This window comes from Afipia felis ATCC 53690, from assembly GCF_000314735.2.
GTDB lineage: Bacteria > Pseudomonadota > Alphaproteobacteria > Rhizobiales > Xanthobacteraceae > Afipia > Afipia felis.
The window spans coordinates 1491323-1506945 of sequence record NZ_KB375270.1; the positions used below are offsets into that span (position 1 = coordinate 1491323).

Here is a 15623-nt window from a genome sequence, read left to right on the forward strand (position 1 = left end):
TGTCGCAGGGCAAGGAAAACACCCTCATTATCGGAATAGACTATCGTAAGCTCGCAAATTTCCGCCGGTCTATTTGCTTTTGTTATCGATCCGATCTTCGCCCTTGTGATGGGGGTCACGGTCGAGTTTATCTGGTTGCGGCGACGGCTTCGGACCATCTTTCGAGCCGCCGTGTTTGCCGCCCTGATCCCATACGCCGGGAAGATCGTTTTCCTTTTTCATCCTGTCTTCCCTTCATCTGGTTTGAACGATGGCTCCATCGCCAGATTCCGTTTCGGTGTGCTGATGTCCAATCTCGTTGCCGCCTTTGAGCTTGTCCGCTCGTTCGATGCCAGCCTGTTCCAGATCATCGGGCTGTCGCTGTTCGTGAGCCTGTCGGCTGTCGCATGGGCCGCGTTGATCGGTGTGCCGCTCGGAGCTCTCATCGCTCTTAACGCCTTTCCCGGCCGCACGTTCATTATCGTCGTCATCAATGCGCTGATGGGCTTGCCGCCGGTGGTAGCCGGTCTCGTCATTTATCTCACCTTGTCACGCTCGGGCCCGCTCGGATCGTGGGGACTGCTGTTCACGCCGTCGGCTATGATCATCGCGCAGACGCTGCTGGTCACGCCGATCATTGCGGCGCTGACGCGGCAGACCATCGAAGACGCATGGGTCGAGTACCGTGACGAATTGACCGCGATGAACATCGGTGTCTTCGCCCGCGCCATAACCCTGATCTGGGATTGCCGGTTCAGCCTGATGACGGCGCTGCTCGCTGGGTTTGGCCGCGCCGCTGCCGAAGTCGGTGCCATCATCATCGTCGGCGGCAACATCGACGGCTTCACCCGGACGATGACCACGACCATCGCGCTCGAAACCTCGAAAGGCGACCTTCCGCGCGCCATCGCACTCGGCGGCGTGCTGGTCGGCATCATTATCGTGATCAACGCGCTTGCGTGGAGCACGCAACGGCTCGGCGCACGCTTCTCGGAGGCATGACGATGCTCGCCATGACGTCCGATCTTCCCATAGCGCTGGAACATGTGAGCATCGTGGCGGGTGGGATCTCGATCCTCACGGATGTTACGCTAAGATTCTCCTCCGGCGCGCCGACGGTACTGATCGGCCCGAACGGGTCCGGCAAAACCACGCTACTGCGCGTCGCGATGGGGCTTCTGCAACCTTCCAGTGGAAGCGTGACCTGGGGCGGCCAGGAACGGGTCGCGCCACAGCGCCGCGCGATTGTATTTCAACGTCCGGCCATGCTGCGGCGAACCGCTGCCGCCAACATCGAATATGCGCTGGCGAGCGTGAACATCGAACGCGATCTCTGGAAGCAGCGCACGGAGGAGCTTCTGGCGATGGTCGGACTGTCCGGGTTAGGCGAGCGGCCCGCGCGCAAACTCTCAGGCGGCGAACAGCAGCGGCTTGCTCTCGCCCGCGCGCTCGCCCGCAGTCCGGAAGTGCTGTTTCTCGACGAACCAACGGCGGCACTCGATCCCTATTCCACCAAGGCTATCGAGGATGTTCTTGCAACGATCTCGGCGAAGAACATCAAGATCGTGATGTCGACACATGATCTCGGCGAGGCACGCCGCCTGGCGGGCGACATCGTGTTTCTCAATCATGGCCGCATCGTCGAAACGGGATCAGCCACGAACTTCTTCACTGCTCCGATAACCGGCGATGGACAGCGTTTTATCGCCGGCGAACTTCTGATCTAGGAAAGGAAAGCACATGAAACGACTGCATACGCTCGCGGCACTGGCCATTCTCGGCATTCTGTCGATGATGCCGGCTTCAGCGCAAGACAAGTCGATCGTCGTTGCCTCGACAACCTCGACGCAGGATTCCGGCCTGTTCGGGCACCTGCTGCCGGCGTTCAAACAAAAGACCGGCATCGACGTCAAAGTCATCGCGCAGGGCACTGGACAGGCGCTCGACACCGGTCGGCGCGGCGATGCCGATGTCGTCTTCGTGCACGCCAAATCAGCGGAAGAAAAATTCCTCGCCGAGGGACAAAGCACCAAGCGCTATCCGGTGATGTATAACGACTTCGTGCTGATCGGACCCAAGAGCGATCCCGCCGGCATCAAGGGCACCAAGGACATCGTCGCCGCACTGAAGACGATCAAGGAAAAAGGCGCGCCATTCATCTCGCGCGGCGACCGCTCCGGCACGCATATCGCCGAGCTGAAGCTCTGGACCACCGCGGGCATCGACATCGCGAAGGACAAAGGCCCCTGGTACAAGGACATCGGTCAAGGCATGGGCGCGGCGCTCAACACCGCGTCGGCTGCGAATGCTTACGTGATTTCCGATCGCGGCACTTGGCTGTCGTTCAAGAACCGTGGCGATCTCGTCATCGCGGTCGAAGGCGACAAGCGGCTATTCAACCAATACGGCGTGATGCTGGTCAATCCGGCGAAGCATCCGAACGTCAAGGCCGAGCTCGGACAGCAGTTCATCGACTGGCTGGTCTCGCCGGAAGGCCAGAAAAATATTGCGGACTATAAGATCAACGGCGAGCAGCTGTTCTATCCAAACGCTAACGATCCAAACGCCTGAGGTCGGCCAAAATTTAATCGCAATACGCGGCACCATCGGGTCTTTCCCGATGGTGCCGTTCTGCTTTAGACCGGCCGGAAACCTGCCTGCTCGAGCGCCGCTCGCGTCTCCTTGGAGCGCAATGATTCCAGAAATGCCGCGACGCCGGGCCGGTTCTTCCGTGCCGTGACCAGCGCGAAGTCGTAATGCTCTTCCGCGAACGGGATGAAGCCAAGCCCGGCAGCATACGCGACAGGCGCGATCGTCATGCCCCAGTCGGCGCGATGCTGCGCGACAGCGGCCGCAACGGCGTTGTGCGATTTCGGCTGATTCCAGTAGCCTTCGGGCCGACTGCCGCCGAGCAGACGGTCGATCAGGATGCGCGTCCCCGCCCCCTGATTGCGGTTGACCATCATGCATGTCGGGTCGGCGAGCGCGGCTTTCACCGCGCCCTTGGCATCGAGCCCCTCGAAGCGCGTATCGCCACGCCGGAAGACGATGCCCTGCATGCGGCGATAGCCCGGGACCAATTCGAGACCGGGCTTGAGAAACGGCGCGTTGTAGACGTCGGTCTTTTCATCCAGCAGATGGATCGGCGCCATATCGCATTCGCCACGGCTCGCCGCAGCAAGGCCGCCAAGACTGCCTACGGAAATCGAACGCACCGACAGATCGGCACGCGCGAGCGGCGCGGTGACGATATCGAGGCCTGTACAGTGGCTGCCGATAACCACCAGATCCGGCACGCGGACGTGCGGCGTGAACAGCGTCACTTCGGCCTCGGTGCCAGCGGCCATCTGATCCGCGAGCGCATCAATTCGCAGGAAACCATCAGCCTGCGCGAAAGCGGTGATCGCGCCCGAGCCCTTGCCCGAGGGATAGGCGATCAATCCGTCGTCGCCTTCCACCAGCGACACCATCACGAACTCGGTACGGCCAAGCTCGGATGCGATCCGCACCGGCACGCGCGCCTGCACCTTGGCGTCCGCGCGCGGCGGAAGCCCCGCCATGCGCCGCAGCACCGGCACGATCATGTCGTGAAAGGTGAACATCGCAGAGGTCGGAAAGCCAGGGAGGATTACCACCGGTTTGCCGTCGCACACCGCCAGACACAGCGGCTTGCCCGGCTTCAACGCGACGCCGTGCGCGATGACTCCCGGTTTTCCGAGTCGCGACACGATGCGATGCGAGACGTCGCCGGAGCCTTTCGACGTGCCACCCGAGAGCACGAGCATGTCGCTATTGGCAAGAGCGGAGCGCATGCCCGCTTCGAGCTTGGTTTCATCGTCGGGAAATGAGCCGGCGAACCACGCGATGCCGCCATTCTCGTTTACCGCAGCCGAAACGATCGGACCGTTGGTGTCGTAGATCGCTGCCGGCCTCAGACTCTGTCCCGGCGCGACGAGTTCGTCGCCGGTCGACAAAACCGCCACCTTAGGCTTGCGCACCACGGAGATTTGCGGAATGCCGCACGCCGCGAGCATCCCGATCTCGCGCGATCCGATCATCGTCCCCGCGCGCAACAGCACTTCGCCGCGCGCGATGTCAGACCCCGCATAAGAAACGTACTGCCCCGGCGATGCGGTGCGGTCGATATCAATGGCGCCCTCGCCTGCAGGCTGGGTGTGTTCGATCATCACCACGGCATCCGCGCCGCGCGGCACCGGACCACCGGTCGCGATCGATGTGGCTGTGCCGGAGGTGACGAGCAGTTGCGGCGCGACGCCACAAGCGATCACCTCATCGTTCAGCACAAGGCGAACGGGCCGGTTGCCGGTGGCATCCTTCAGGTCGGTAGAGCGAACGGCAAAACCGTCGACATTCGAACGGTCGAACGGCGGCACGTCGATCGGCGCAACGACATCGTGCGCGAGTGCACAGCCAATGGCGTCGGCCAGCGTGCGTTGCTCCGTCACCGGACGGCGCGGAAAAACAGCCGCCTCAAATCGGGCCAGCGCATCCTCGCGGGACAACACTGTGAGGAACTGTTCCTGGTCAACGCTCACGGCGCATACCTCGTTTTGCGGAAATCGTTATGCTGCATATCGACTATATAGGTCTTAGCCGAGCGGATAGGCAGGGCAAAGCGCCCCTGCGGGAAATCCTTCGCTGTTGCCCGCCACCAGCATCCACGCATCCGCCCGCGCAAGCGCCTGCAGCGGAAGTTCCCCGACCGAGAGCGGCAGCCACGCTTTGTCTTCGCCTGCAAGCAAAACAATGTCGGCGATGCCAGGCGCAGACGCGATCTTCCGCGCGATCGGCCGGGCCACCGTTGGGCGTTGCCGCATCGTCAACCGGTCGAGCACCGGCAGGACCAATGTCCACCAGACCGCCAAAGCATCTTCCAGCATTCCCGGCAGCGCGATGATCGGCACAGGCCCCCGACGGCCGACCGCGGCCGTTCGTCCCGGCAACACGGCAATGCCGTGGGTGATGGTGACACCGGCATCCTGAAGGGTTTCGACCGTCGCATCCGTTTTTCCCGCGCCGGTGCCGCCGATGGTCACGATCAGATCGGCATCCGCTGCACTCAGCAGCGAAGCAATCGTCGATGCCGTGCGCGAAGCAGACTCCGTTCGCGTCACCAACGCGCCAGCCTCCGCTGCAAGATCGGCAATATACTGCGCCGTGGAGGATTGACCGCTTCCGCCAGACATATTGACGAGTTGCAGGCGCGGCACCCGCACCGATAACGAACGCAGCCCCAGTTGGGTTGCAATCAGAACGTCGAGCGGCCGTATCATCTGACCACATTTTATAACGGACGCCCCCGCTGCGATCTCATCCCCTGTGCGGCGCACGCCCTGCCCCGGCCGCGCTTCGGCCACGACCTGAAAAATTCCGTTCTCATGATGGACCGATTGCGGCTCGATCACGCAGTCGTATCCTGCGGGGAGCGATTGACCGCACTCGATCCAGACGGGCGACTCGATCAGAAATGCCGGCGAATAAGAGGATGCGCCGACAATGTCGAGTGAGCGCGCGGCCCAGCCGTCGATCATCGCAACAGTGTCAACGGGCAGTTCACCCGACGCCATGAGCCCGGCGGAAATTCTGCCGAGAACCTCGTCGATCGGCTGCTCACATGCAGGGACCGCCTCAAGCCCTTCAAGCAAACGCTTCAGCGCATCGTCGAGCGAAGTAAGAGAAGTGATTGCGCCCATTGCATCCCTGATCGAGGTCGCGGCCGATGACATCACCGGACCGCCGTAACCGGATACAGGCCGTTATATACATTCGCTGAGAGCCGTACAGCACATACGGGCCGAAGCGGTCCGCGCGGTAATAGCTGCCCGCGCGGGTTCGCTCGATCGCAATATCAGGTCGAGCGCAACGCCGCCCTGACCTTCTCGGGCTTAAACGGCACGGAGCGCATGCGCGCGCCGGTCGCGTCGAAAATCGCGTTGGAAATCGCCGATGAAACAAGAGCGGACGTCGGTTCGCCCACGCCCCATGGCTTTTCCGTCGGCCGGTCGATCAGCTCGATGACGAGCTCCGGCAATTCAGAGAAGCGCAAGATCGGATAACTCGCCCAGTCGAGGCTCGTGATCATGCCACGGTCAAAGGTGATCTCCTCCTTCAGCGTGCGGCTGACGGTCTGGATGACGTTGCCTTCGATCTGCGCACGCACGCCGTTCGGATTGATGATCTGTCCGCAGTCATGAACCACATAGACCTTCTTGACGCGGACATCGCCGGAGGTGCGATCCACTTCGACATCGGCCACCAGACCGACATAGGTGCGCACCAGTTCGTATTTCACGTAACTGACGCCGCGCCCGCTCACCACGTCGCCCTTGATGTCGGTACGAGGCGACGGACGTTTCTCCCACTTCGCGACTTTCGCGAGCCGCTCGAGCACCTCGAGGCCGCGCTTGTCGGCTGGATCGGTATACTTGACGCGCAACTCCAGCGGGTCCGCCTTCAGTGCCGCCGCGATCTCGTCGAAGAATGCCTCGTTGGCGAAGGTGTTCTGCATACGACCCGGCGCCCTGATCCAGGACGGACGGAACGGCGTCGTCTCAAGGCGGTGGCAGACGGTCTTGATGTTCGGAAATTTATAGCCGATCGCGGAATCGTTCACGATGCCGCCGGGCGCCAGCTTGCCGACGACGGGACGGTCGCTCAGCGTCGCGGCGACGAGATCGACCATGCCGGCCGCACCCTGCGGAATGAAGAACTCGCTTTCCCAGGCGGTGACATTCCCGGACGCATCGATGTTCGCCCGCAGATCAATCAGAGTCGGTGGTCCCTTCGGGTCCCAGCCGTGCTCGTCGGCGCGCGACCACTGCACGCGCACCGGCTTTTCCATGATCTTCGCAAGCAGAGTTGCGTCGGCCGCAGCATCTTCATGGCCGTTCCGGCCGTAACAACCCGCACCATCGACATAGATGCAGCGGACGTCCGCGTCCGGCATCTTCATCATCATGGCGAGCTGCTTGCGCAGATTGTGCGTCGCCTGCGACGCCGACCAGCAGGTCAGCTTGCCGTCCTTGAATTCAGCCACCGCGCAGGACGGACCGATCGAGCCGTGGGTGTGAATGGCGAAATCGTAGGACGCCTTGATCTTCTTGCCGTCAGCCGCCATCGCCGCGGCGCTGTCGCCGATGTTGCTGGTCACGTCGTCGCTCACGATCTTGGTCGAGCGGACGTGCTCCCAGAGCTTCGCCTGATCCGGCAGCGTTTCGGACTTCGACCATGTCGCCTTGATCTCGCGCGCGGCGCGCACCGCCGCCCACTCCGTCTCCGTCACCACGGCGAGGAAGTTTCCGTCGCGCACGACCTTGATGAGGCCCGGAATGTCCTTCACCGAGCTTTCATCCACGCTTTGCAGCGTCGCGCCGATCGTCGGCGGGCGGACTACGCTTCCATGCACCATGCCCGGTACGCGAAAATCCTGCATGTAGGTGAATTTACCGGTGAGCTTCTCGGGAATGTCGCGGCGTGGAATCGCCTTGCCGACGATCTTGTAATCGGCAGGATTCTTGGCCGGAGCAGCAGGATCGACCTTCAGCATGAAAGTCTTGCCACCGATCAGTTCGGCGTACGCGACGCGCCCGCCTCCGGATTTCGCCGAGATGACACCATCGGCGACGACAAGGTCCTCCTTCGCGGCGCCGAGGCGTTGCGCGGCCTGGTCGAGCAGCGCGCTGCGTGCCGTCGCGGCGGCCTGTCTGATCTGCATGCCGCCAGCCTGGATCGACAGGCTGCCAAAGGTTGGGCCCTGATCGGGCGTGAGCGTCGTATCGCCTTCGATGGTCGTGACGTTGGCAAGCGGCACATCGAGTTCTTCGGCGACGATCTGCTGTATGCCGATCCGTATGCCCGTGCCGAGATCGACCTTGCCCGAATAGACCGTAACCATACCCTTGTCGTCGACGGCGAGGAACGTATCGACCTGATCGAGCGCGACAGGCTTGGCCGTCGCTGCTTCGTTCGGTGCCAGCGCAAACGCCTCGGAGGGCGGTACAAGCGAGAAGGCGACGACCAGCGCGCCGGTGCCCTTCAGAATGTCACGACGGGAAGGCTTGAGATGTACATTCATGACAGCCTCCTCAAGCAACAGCTGCGCGCTTGATCGCGCGCATGATGGCCGCGTGGGTGCCGCAACGGCAGAGATTGGGCTCCATGTGGCGGCGAATCTCTTCATCCGTCGGATTTGGTTTCTTGTTCAGGAGAGCCTGCGCCTGCATCACCATGCCGGAGATGCAATAGCCACACTGCGCCGCTTCCTCGTCGATGAAAGCTTGCTGCAGCTTACCGGGCTTGCCATCCTTCATCAGGCCTTCCAGCGTCGTGACCTCACGGTCGCCGACGGCCGTGACCGGCAGCACGCAGGAAAACGTCGCGCGCCCGTCGATGTGAACCATGCAGGCGCCGCATTGTCCGAGCCCGCAGCCGAAGCGCGGGCCGTGCAGTTCGAGATTGTCGCGCAGAACATAAAGAAGCGGCGTCGAGGGATCGGCGACGTCGATCTCCTGCGACTTGCCATTGACGCGCAGCGAAACCTTCATGGCTGGGCTCCTTCCTGCCTGGCTTTGGCGATCTGGGAATTCACGTCGGTCCATTGCGGCTGGTCGGTGTAGCGCGCGCGGACATACTGAACGACGGAGGCAATCTGCTTATCAGTCAGAATGCCTGCGAATGCCGGCATGTAGGGTCCACCGCCAGTGCGGTAGGCCTCGATGCCGTGCATGACCACGCGAACCGCGTTGGCCGATTTCGGCTGCTGGACGGCGGTGCTGTAGGACAGCGAGATTGCCTGCGACGGCCCGACATCCTGCCTGTCGTTATGGCATCTGGCGCAGGCGCCGTCGTAGATCGCGACCACATCGGCAGGCTGGTCTTTCAGAACCTTGCCACCAACGGGGACAGCCGCCTTTGCAGCTTCCGTGCCCGGCGAGAGGCTCGCGATGTAAGTCGCGATCGCGCGAACATCATCCTGCGAAGCGCGACCGAGATTCTTCGCCACATCGGCCATTGGCCCGGCCGCCGCACCGTGGAGCCTGTGCCAGCCCGTGGAGAGATATTCGGCGAGTTGATCGACGGTCCACTTATGCGCCGTCACCAGCGAAGCATTCAGCGGCGGTGCATTCCAGCCTTCCGCAGCACCGCCGGCATAGGCACTGCCTTTCTTCTCGCCGCCGAGCGCGTTGCGCGGCGTGTGGCATGAACCGCAATGACCAAGACCCTCGACCAGATAGCGTCCGCGATTCCATTCGGCGCTCTTGGTGGAATCAGGCTCCAGCCCATCGCGGTGCAGGAACAGGAGTTTCCAGCCAGCAACGATCGGGCGGAAGCTGAACGGAAAATCGAGCTGGTTCGCCGGCACGACATTGCGCACCGCAGGCTTGCTCATTAGGAAAGCGTAGATCGCGTGGATGTCCGCATCCGTCGCATGCGTAAAATGATCGTAGGGAAATGCGGGATAAAGCTGCTCCCCTTCGCGATCCACGCCCTCGCGCATGGCGCGCTTGAACGCTTCCTCCGACCACGAACCGATTCCTGTCTCACCATCGGGCGTCAGATTACTCGCGTAGATCGTGCCGAAAGGTGTGGGAATGGGTCGTCCGCCAGCATAGGCAGGCCCGTTTTCGGATGTATGACAATCGGCACAATTTCCGATCGAAGCAAGTTCTGCTCCATGATCGATCGCTTTGCGGTCCGAGTTGACCGCGGCGCTGGTGGTAACCGGCGCGATGGCGGGGCGCCACATCAGCGCATAGCCGCCCAGGATAACCAGAATTCCGACAGTCACCACTGCCAGAAGAACACGACGTAACGTCATCAGCTTCTACCCCACGGCATATCCAGGAAGTAGTCGGCCAGGAACTTACATGAGTTCTAAACTGATGGCTACGATGCAGCGTACAAGTTTTTGTGCCGCTCACAATCAATCGCGTCACCAGGTATGCTGTCACCTGCGACAGATTGCATTTTATCAAAAAGCGGAATTTACGTCGCACTGTTGTGCGGCGCCGGCCTCGAGAGAGACGGACCGAAAAGAAACGATGCAGCGCGATTTCGCGCACGAGGAGGGCTCTGCCAAACCGAGCCCTCCTCGCAAACGTCAATTCAGTTCGCACACATCAACTCAGGATGTAGACGATCTCATGCGTTTCCGGCTCTATGATTACATAACGACCGCCGACCAGAATGAACTCGTAGCCGCGCCATTCCGGATAGATCGCAACAACCCTCTCGGGGATTGGATAGAAGTGCACCGAGGTCGGGACACGCGTACCGACGGAGACATTGAAGTTCACGTTGGTCACCGCCGTCACCTTCTCCTGCTTGATGGCGGAGGTGATCTGGCTGCGCTTCTCGACAGGCGGCGCACCCTTCGCCGCGGTCGCCGCATTGCCGGTCGTCTTGCTCTCCGCACCCGACTTCGACTCCGAAGCGGAGTTCTTGCTCATCCGCTCATGCTCGCTGTTCGCGGCATTGTTGTTTTTAGCTGCGCCCTTGTTGTCAGTAGCGCTGTGCGAGCTTGGTGATTGACCGGTTTTATTCTCTTGCGCCGACCTCGGATGACCCTTTGGCGCGTTCTCCTGCGCCCTCATGCCACCCTTTGGTGCGCCATGAGACTCGGTGGCTCCAGACCCGCCGCCTTCCGCGCTACCACGCGCAGACGTACTGCCGCCGCTTCCCATGGATGCGCCGCCGCTTGCTCCGGATGAGGCACCCGTGCCTGCGGCTCCACCAGCCCCGGCATTGGGGTTCTGTGCACTCGCTACGCCACCGGCCATCAACAGTGCGACGGCTGCCGCCGACATCAACAATTTGGTTTTCATGATTTCCTACTCCATTTCGATTGATTGATACGGTGGAAACAGGTCGCAAGCAGACGTCTGCAACGGCGAAAACAAGTTTCGCCTCACAGCGCCCTGCATCGAAAAATGGTTTAAGCTATCGCAACCCTGTCCCTGACTTGCGGCACGAGTGTCCTCGTGCGGGGAGACAAGCGGGAGAATTTATGCACGTTCCGGATTTACGGAAAAAAGCCAGTGCTGCGATTTTGGATCGCAAGGCGGATGATGGGGCGTGCCACTGTCGGCGCATACAAAATTCTCAAATCCGTCAACGTCGAGCAAAAGCGGGTTTTCCTACCCCAAAGGCCGGAAGCACAGCCTTTCACAAACCATCGGATTGATGGCATATTCTTCTACTTTTTGATTGTCGTATAAAATTCCATTTTTAATTTCATGGACTTATGGACCGCACCATCCAGCGTGCATAGAAAGATGTTCTCCTTTCCATAGTAATGGCTCGTGACCGTCATGATCGACCTTTCGGTGGCTTCCGGCTTTGTGATCGGACTGGTGTTTGGCGTGGTCGGCCTGCTCAGCGGCTTCTGCCTGATGAGCAGCCTGCGCGATCTGTGGACCTCAAACGACACCCGCAAAATCCGCAGCTATGCGACTGCACTCGCCGTGGCAATCATCGGCACGCAACTCCTTGTCGGCACCGGGCTCGTCAATATCGGCACGTCGATCTACCTGCAGCCGTCGTTTTCCGCGCCGCTGATCTTCTTCGGCGGCCTGCTGTTCGGCCTCGGCATGGTGCTCGCCAATGGCTGCGCCTCGCGCGCATTGGTGCTGCTCGGCAAGGGTAACCTGCGCTCACTCGTTGTGATTACCGTGATCGGCATCACAGCGCAGATGACGCTGAAGGGCCTAATCGCACCCGCGCGCATCGCATTCCTCGACTGGACGAAGACCGCGCCGACCGCCGTATCCGTCCCTGCCCTTCTGAACACCATGGGGCTTGACGATACCGCCGCGCGGCTTATCGCAACGCTGATCGCAAGCGGCGCGCTTCTGATCTACGCGTTCTCGGACAAGCAATTCCGCCGTTCCTACGGCCAGATCGCCGCGGGTCTCATCATCGGCTTGCTGGTGGTTGCCGGCTGGGCCGCGACCGGATGGTTCGCGGCGGACGACTTCAATCCGATTCCGGTTGCATCGCTGACCTTCGTGTCACCAATCGCGGATTCCGTGCAGTACACCATGCTCTCCACCGGGCTGGCGCTGAACTTCGGCATCGCGCTCGTGGTTGGCGTTCTGGTCGGAAGCCTCGCGACCGCGACGCTAACGGGACGCTTCGCGTTCGAAGGCTACACCTCGGTCACGCATACCGGCCGCTCGCTCGCTGGCGCAGCCTTTATGGGCATCGGTGGCGCGATGGCTTACGGCTGCTCAATCGGCCAGGGCCTGACCGGCGTTTCGACGCTGGCAATGCCCTCGTTCATCGCGCTTGCGGGCATCCTTTCCGGCGCCGCGTTCGCGATCCATAGCAGGACACGGCTGCTCGCGTTCGCCTTCCGCTGAGCACGCGCGGCTCTGGCCGCGCGTCACTCTGGAAATTTAGAAGTCGAGTTTGTCGCGGATCGCGTCGATGCCGGCGCGCGCGCACTTCTCATCCTTGTCACCGCCCGGCGCACCGGACACGCCGATCGCTCCCAGCAATGTATCGGCCGTCTCGATCTTCAAACCACCGCCGAGCATCGCGACCCGCGGCAGATCCGCAAGCCGCGGATCGAGCGTACCGTTCTTGATCGAAGCTGCGAGCTGCGAGGTATCGGCGCGAAAACCGACCGTGGTCCATGCCTTCCGCGTCGCCGTATCGTTGGCCGGAAGCCCCGCATAACGATCACGCAACAGAACCTGCGTTTCACCGAAGCGATCCACCACCACCACGGAGACCTGATAGCCATCCGTGCGGCATTGCTTGAGAGCGGCCTGCGCAGCTTCCAACGCCACATCGGGCGTCAACGATTTGTATGTCACGGTCGCGTCTTCCGCCTTCGCAGCCGAGACCATCATCGCGCAGGAAAGGACACACAGCAGACTTCGCGGCACACGCATTTCGGTCACCTCTTGTGAGAGAGTGTTACGGCTTGATGTAGGTCCAGCCCTGTTCCTGCAACTCGCTCAACCGCACCACGCCCGAGGGAACGACGCTCGCCTGCGGCACGATCGCAATCGGATGGCCTTCCTTCTTCTCCATGCCCTCCTTGGTGTTGCCACACGCGGAGAACGTCACTTTCGAGGGGAATGCCATCTCGGAAATCTGCTTCAGGCGATCCTTCACCGGCGACTTGTCGTCACGGAACATGTTCAGCCCCGGCCCGTAAGCCACTACCTCGACCTCAACCGCTTCGCTCTTGTCGCCATAATACTTCATGATGTTGGTGACGTTGTTGAGCGCCAGATTCATCGTGGCGGGGTCGTTCTGATCGACCTGAATGGCGATGCGATGCGGCTTGGCATCGGCCGCATGCGCAGCGGAGAACATCGAAAACATAATTGTAAAGGCCGCAGCCAGCTTCCAGAAAGTCCGCATATCGGAATCTCCTTAGGGACGAACGATAGTATAGCTCTTTTCCGCAAGCGACAGCAGGAACGGCACACCTGCCGGAACCTCCTTCGCCTTGGGATTCATCTCCGGCCGTTTTCCGGTTTTGCGCTCGATCGTCTCGAGCGTGTAATCGCAGATATTGAACGTTACGCCCTGCGCGATGAGGCTGTCGACCTGTTGCCGCCGCGGGCTGTCGGCCTTCAGCAGATCGATGCCGGGACCAAACGCAACGACCTGGACATCGATCGAGTCCGGCCCGTAGACGGTCAGCAGCTTGTTAGCGATGCTGACGATCAGCCCTTCCTTCACCGGATCATTGTCCGACAATTGCAGGGCGATGTGATGTTCGATGAACGGTCGCGCTGCCGCCTTTGCGGCGAGCGCTTCGACGTCTTTGGCATCCTGCGCATAAGCGGACCCTGCTCCAGCCACGACCGATACACCCCAGACAAGGGCGGCCGCGATCAGAACAAGTCCGCTTCGCTTCATCATGCGTGGCCTGCGTACCCCGGATTGTCGTCGACACCCGTGATCGCAACCTGAGAGCCGGTCGATTTCGGCTTTGCTTTTCCGTCGCGCAGATAGCTTGCGACGGTCTCCCAGACCGGTGCGCCCTTCTGCTCGTTGAGCGACGCCCAGCCTGCAACCTTGTAGGACTTGGCCGGATCAAGCGCCGCGCCGTCGAATTTCATCTCGGAAATCCGATTGCCCGAAGATTCGTTCGGCGCACAATGATACGACATACCGCCGGTGCGAACCATATCGCCACCCTGCTGATAGTACGGATCGAGGTTGAACAGGTTGTCGCAGATATCCTCCAGAATGGCCTTGATCTGCTCGCCGGTCATCGGCTGCACGTAGACCTCCGGGTAGGTTATCGCGGTCTGCGACATGATATCGCCCATCGTGATCGCCTGACCGCTCAGCACCGTGGTACCCCAACGGAAGCCGGGCGACAGCGCGATCTCCGCATCGAGCTGCTGACGCAGGGCGTCGCAGATCATCTCGTCCATCGTACCGTTGAAATTGCCGCGGCGATACAAAAGCCGGTCGGCATTACCGACCTTCTCGTCCAGCATCTTGGCATGAGGTGCGCGCAGTTTGTCCACTAGCGCAGCCATCTCAGCATCGGCCTTCAACTCATTCGTGAATACCGGCAACAACCGATAGTTCACATTCTTGACGGAGCCCTTGCCGAGCTCGAGATCAAGCACGCCGAGATATTTGCCGTTCGAACCCGCATTGGTCACGAGCGTCTTGCCGCCCGCGTTGGCGATGCTGATGGGCTGCGGCACAGCGTCATGCGTATGGCCGCCGAGAATGACGTCAATGCCGCTGACACGGCTCGCCAGCTTGAGATCGACATCCATGCCGTTGTGCGACAGAAGCACTACCGCATCGACCTTCTCGTCGTTGCGCAGGCGATTGACGACCTTCTGCATCTCGTCGTCACGAATGCCAAACGTCCAGTCCGGCGTGAAGCGTTTCGGATGCGCGATTGGAACGTAAGGGAAAGCCTGGCCGATGATACCGATCCGGTAATCGCCCATCTTCTTGATGATGTAGGGCTTGAACACCCGGCCGGTGTCGCGGTCGAACGCCTCGGCGTCGTTGAAAGCCGCCTCTTCCGTCAGGAAGACGTTCTGGGCGATGAACTCGCCTTTGAAGTCAGCGAGGTTCTTGCGAAGCGTCTTCTCGCCATAGGTGAATTCAAAGTGGCCGGTCATCGCGTCGATGCCGAGCAGGTTCGCGGCCTGCACCATGTCCGCACCGCTCGTGAGCTTGGCAATGCCGCTGCCCTGCCACAGATCGCCGCCGTCGAGCAGAATGGAATGGTCATCCGGCACGGCACTGCGCAGCATCTTCACCAGCGTCCGCAGATGCGCGAACCCGCCCATCTTGCCGTAACGCTGCGCCGCCGTCTCGAAATCGAGGAACGTGAAGGCATAGGCCTCCGGCGTGCCCGGCTTCATTCCGAACTTCTGCAGGAAGTGCTCGCCGACCAGATGCGGCGGATTCCCCTTCATCGAACCGACGCCGATGTTGACGCTCGGCTCGCGGAAGAACACCGGGCTCAACTGCGCGTGCGTGTCCGTCATGTGAAGGACGCGCGCATTGCCTGTCGGCTTGAAGTCATAGAGCGACGAACCAGCCGCGCGGCCGGCACGCGGCAGCGACAGGACAGCCGGCATCGCCACCGCAAGTTTCAGAAGTTCTCGTCGGTGGATCGGCAT

Annotated in this window: 15 protein-coding genes; 4 read left to right on the forward strand and 11 right to left on the reverse strand. The window is 61.2% G+C overall.

All coding sequences use genetic code 11. From position 1 onward, the window contains the following. Positions 1-69: 69 nt before the first annotated feature. Positions 70-222 (reverse strand): hypothetical protein, encoded by a 153-nt coding sequence (locus HMPREF9697_RS20840; protein WP_157223245.1) that lies wholly within the window; start codon positions 220-222, stop codon positions 70-72. Between the two features lie 63 nt (positions 223-285). On the opposite strand from HMPREF9697_RS20840, the gene HMPREF9697_RS06985 reads away from it, so the two are divergent. From HMPREF9697_RS06985 to HMPREF9697_RS06995, 3 genes are read left to right on the forward strand one after another with little or no spacing between them, the layout of a single operon-like run. Further along, the gene (locus HMPREF9697_RS06985) at positions 286-981 is read left to right on the forward strand and encodes an ABC transporter permease (RefSeq protein WP_040308167.1); all 696 of its coding nucleotides are present in this window, start codon (positions 286-288) and stop codon (positions 979-981) included. A gap of 2 nt (positions 982-983) precedes the next feature. Then, positions 984-1706 (forward strand): energy-coupling factor ABC transporter ATP-binding protein, encoded by a 723-nt coding sequence (locus HMPREF9697_RS06990; RefSeq protein ID WP_002716476.1) that lies wholly within the window; start codon positions 984-986, stop codon positions 1704-1706. A 13-nt stretch (positions 1707-1719) separates the two neighbouring features. Continuing rightward, positions 1720-2550, forward strand: coding sequence for an ABC transporter substrate-binding protein (locus HMPREF9697_RS06995; protein ID WP_002716477.1), 831 nt, complete (start codon positions 1720-1722; stop codon positions 2548-2550). A 65-nt stretch (positions 2551-2615) separates the two neighbouring features. On the opposite strand, the gene HMPREF9697_RS07000 is transcribed toward HMPREF9697_RS06995, so the two are convergent. From HMPREF9697_RS07000 to HMPREF9697_RS07025, 6 genes are all read right to left on the reverse strand, one after another. After that, on the reverse strand, positions 2616-4535 hold the full coding sequence (locus tag HMPREF9697_RS07000) for a molybdopterin biosynthesis protein (protein WP_002716478.1): 1920 nt from the start codon (positions 4533-4535) through the stop codon (positions 2616-2618). A 54-nt stretch (positions 4536-4589) separates the two neighbouring features. Then, entirely contained in the window at positions 4590-5726 is a 1137-nt protein-coding gene (locus HMPREF9697_RS07005; protein ID WP_244597894.1) for a molybdopterin-binding protein, read from the reverse strand. 122 nt (positions 5727-5848) lie between these two features. Further along, the gene (locus HMPREF9697_RS07010; RefSeq protein WP_002716480.1) at positions 5849-8074 is read right to left on the reverse strand and encodes a xanthine dehydrogenase family protein molybdopterin-binding subunit; all 2226 of its coding nucleotides are present in this window, start codon (positions 8072-8074) and stop codon (positions 5849-5851) included. 10 nt (positions 8075-8084) lie between these two features. Next, entirely contained in the window at positions 8085-8543 is a 459-nt protein-coding gene (locus tag HMPREF9697_RS07015) for a (2Fe-2S)-binding protein (protein WP_002716481.1), read from the reverse strand. Further along, entirely contained in the window at positions 8540-9817 is a 1278-nt protein-coding gene (locus HMPREF9697_RS07020) for a c-type cytochrome (protein ID WP_002716482.1), read from the reverse strand. The genes HMPREF9697_RS07015 and HMPREF9697_RS07020 overlap by 4 nt, the downstream gene beginning before the upstream one ends. Before the next feature lie 301 nt (positions 9818-10118). Next, positions 10119-10823: a DUF1236 domain-containing protein gene (locus tag HMPREF9697_RS07025; protein ID WP_002716483.1), complete on the reverse strand. Its 705-nt coding sequence runs from the start codon at positions 10821-10823 to the stop codon at positions 10119-10121. A 486-nt stretch (positions 10824-11309) separates the two neighbouring features. On the opposite strand from HMPREF9697_RS07025, the gene HMPREF9697_RS07030 reads away from it, so the two are divergent. Next, positions 11310-12359, forward strand: a complete 1050-nt coding sequence (locus tag HMPREF9697_RS07030) for a YeeE/YedE family protein (RefSeq protein WP_002716485.1) — start codon at positions 11310-11312, stop codon at positions 12357-12359. Positions 12360-12395: 36 nt separating this feature from the next. On the opposite strand, the gene HMPREF9697_RS07035 is transcribed toward HMPREF9697_RS07030, so the two are convergent. From HMPREF9697_RS07035 to soxB, 4 genes are read right to left on the reverse strand one after another with little or no spacing between them, the layout of a single operon-like run. Further along, entirely contained in the window at positions 12396-12896 is a 501-nt protein-coding gene (locus tag HMPREF9697_RS07035) for a GlcG/HbpS family heme-binding protein (protein WP_002716486.1), read from the reverse strand. Between the two features lie 25 nt (positions 12897-12921). Further along, positions 12922-13374 carry a DsrE family protein gene (locus HMPREF9697_RS07040; protein WP_002716487.1) on the reverse strand — a complete coding sequence of 151 codons (453 nt, stop codon included), beginning with the start codon at positions 13372-13374 and terminating at the stop codon, positions 12922-12924. Positions 13375-13386: 12 nt separating this feature from the next. After that, positions 13387-13881, reverse strand: coding sequence for a DsrE family protein (locus tag HMPREF9697_RS07045; RefSeq protein WP_002716488.1), 495 nt, complete (start codon positions 13879-13881; stop codon positions 13387-13389). Further along, positions 13878-15623, reverse strand: coding sequence for a thiosulfohydrolase SoxB (gene soxB / locus HMPREF9697_RS07050; RefSeq protein ID WP_002716489.1), 1746 nt, complete (start codon positions 15621-15623; stop codon positions 13878-13880). Before soxB ends, HMPREF9697_RS07045 begins: the two co-directional genes overlap by 4 nt.

Bases quoted from the DNA above. Each gene is read 5' to 3' on its own strand.
- HMPREF9697_RS07025 (WP_002716483.1), bottom strand. From the start codon at position 10,823: ATGAAAACCAAATTGTTGATGTCGGCGGCAGCCGTCGCACTGTTGATG.
- HMPREF9697_RS07010 (WP_002716480.1), bottom strand. From the start codon at position 8,074: ATGAATGTACATCTCAAGCCTTCCCGTCGTGACATTCTGAAGGGCACC.
- HMPREF9697_RS07040 (WP_002716487.1), bottom strand. From the start codon at position 13,374: ATGCGGACTTTCTGGAAGCTGGCTGCGGCCTTTACAATTATGTTTTCG.
- soxB (WP_002716489.1), bottom strand. From the start codon at position 15,623: ATGCCGATCCACCGACGAGAACTTCTGAAACTTGCGGTGGCGATGCCG.
- HMPREF9697_RS07030 (WP_002716485.1), top strand. From the start codon at position 11,310: ATGATCGACCTTTCGGTGGCTTCCGGCTTTGTGATCGGACTGGTGTTT.
- HMPREF9697_RS07035 (WP_002716486.1), bottom strand. From the start codon at position 12,896: ATGCGTGTGCCGCGAAGTCTGCTGTGTGTCCTTTCCTGCGCGATGATG.
- HMPREF9697_RS20840 (WP_157223245.1), bottom strand. From the start codon at position 222: ATGAAAAAGGAAAACGATCTTCCCGGCGTATGGGATCAGGGCGGCAAA.
- HMPREF9697_RS07020 (WP_002716482.1), bottom strand. From the start codon at position 9,817: ATGACGTTACGTCGTGTTCTTCTGGCAGTGGTGACTGTCGGAATTCTG.
- HMPREF9697_RS06990 (WP_002716476.1), top strand. From the start codon at position 984: ATGCTCGCCATGACGTCCGATCTTCCCATAGCGCTGGAACATGTGAGC.
- HMPREF9697_RS07045 (WP_002716488.1), bottom strand. From the start codon at position 13,881: ATGATGAAGCGAAGCGGACTTGTTCTGATCGCGGCCGCCCTTGTCTGG.
- HMPREF9697_RS07005 (WP_244597894.1), bottom strand. From the start codon at position 5,726: ATGTCATCGGCCGCGACCTCGATCAGGGATGCAATGGGCGCAATCACT.
- HMPREF9697_RS07015 (WP_002716481.1), bottom strand. From the start codon at position 8,543: ATGAAGGTTTCGCTGCGCGTCAATGGCAAGTCGCAGGAGATCGACGTC.
- HMPREF9697_RS06995 (WP_002716477.1), top strand. From the start codon at position 1,720: ATGAAACGACTGCATACGCTCGCGGCACTGGCCATTCTCGGCATTCTG.
- HMPREF9697_RS06985 (WP_040308167.1), top strand. From the start codon at position 286: ATGTCCAATCTCGTTGCCGCCTTTGAGCTTGTCCGCTCGTTCGATGCC.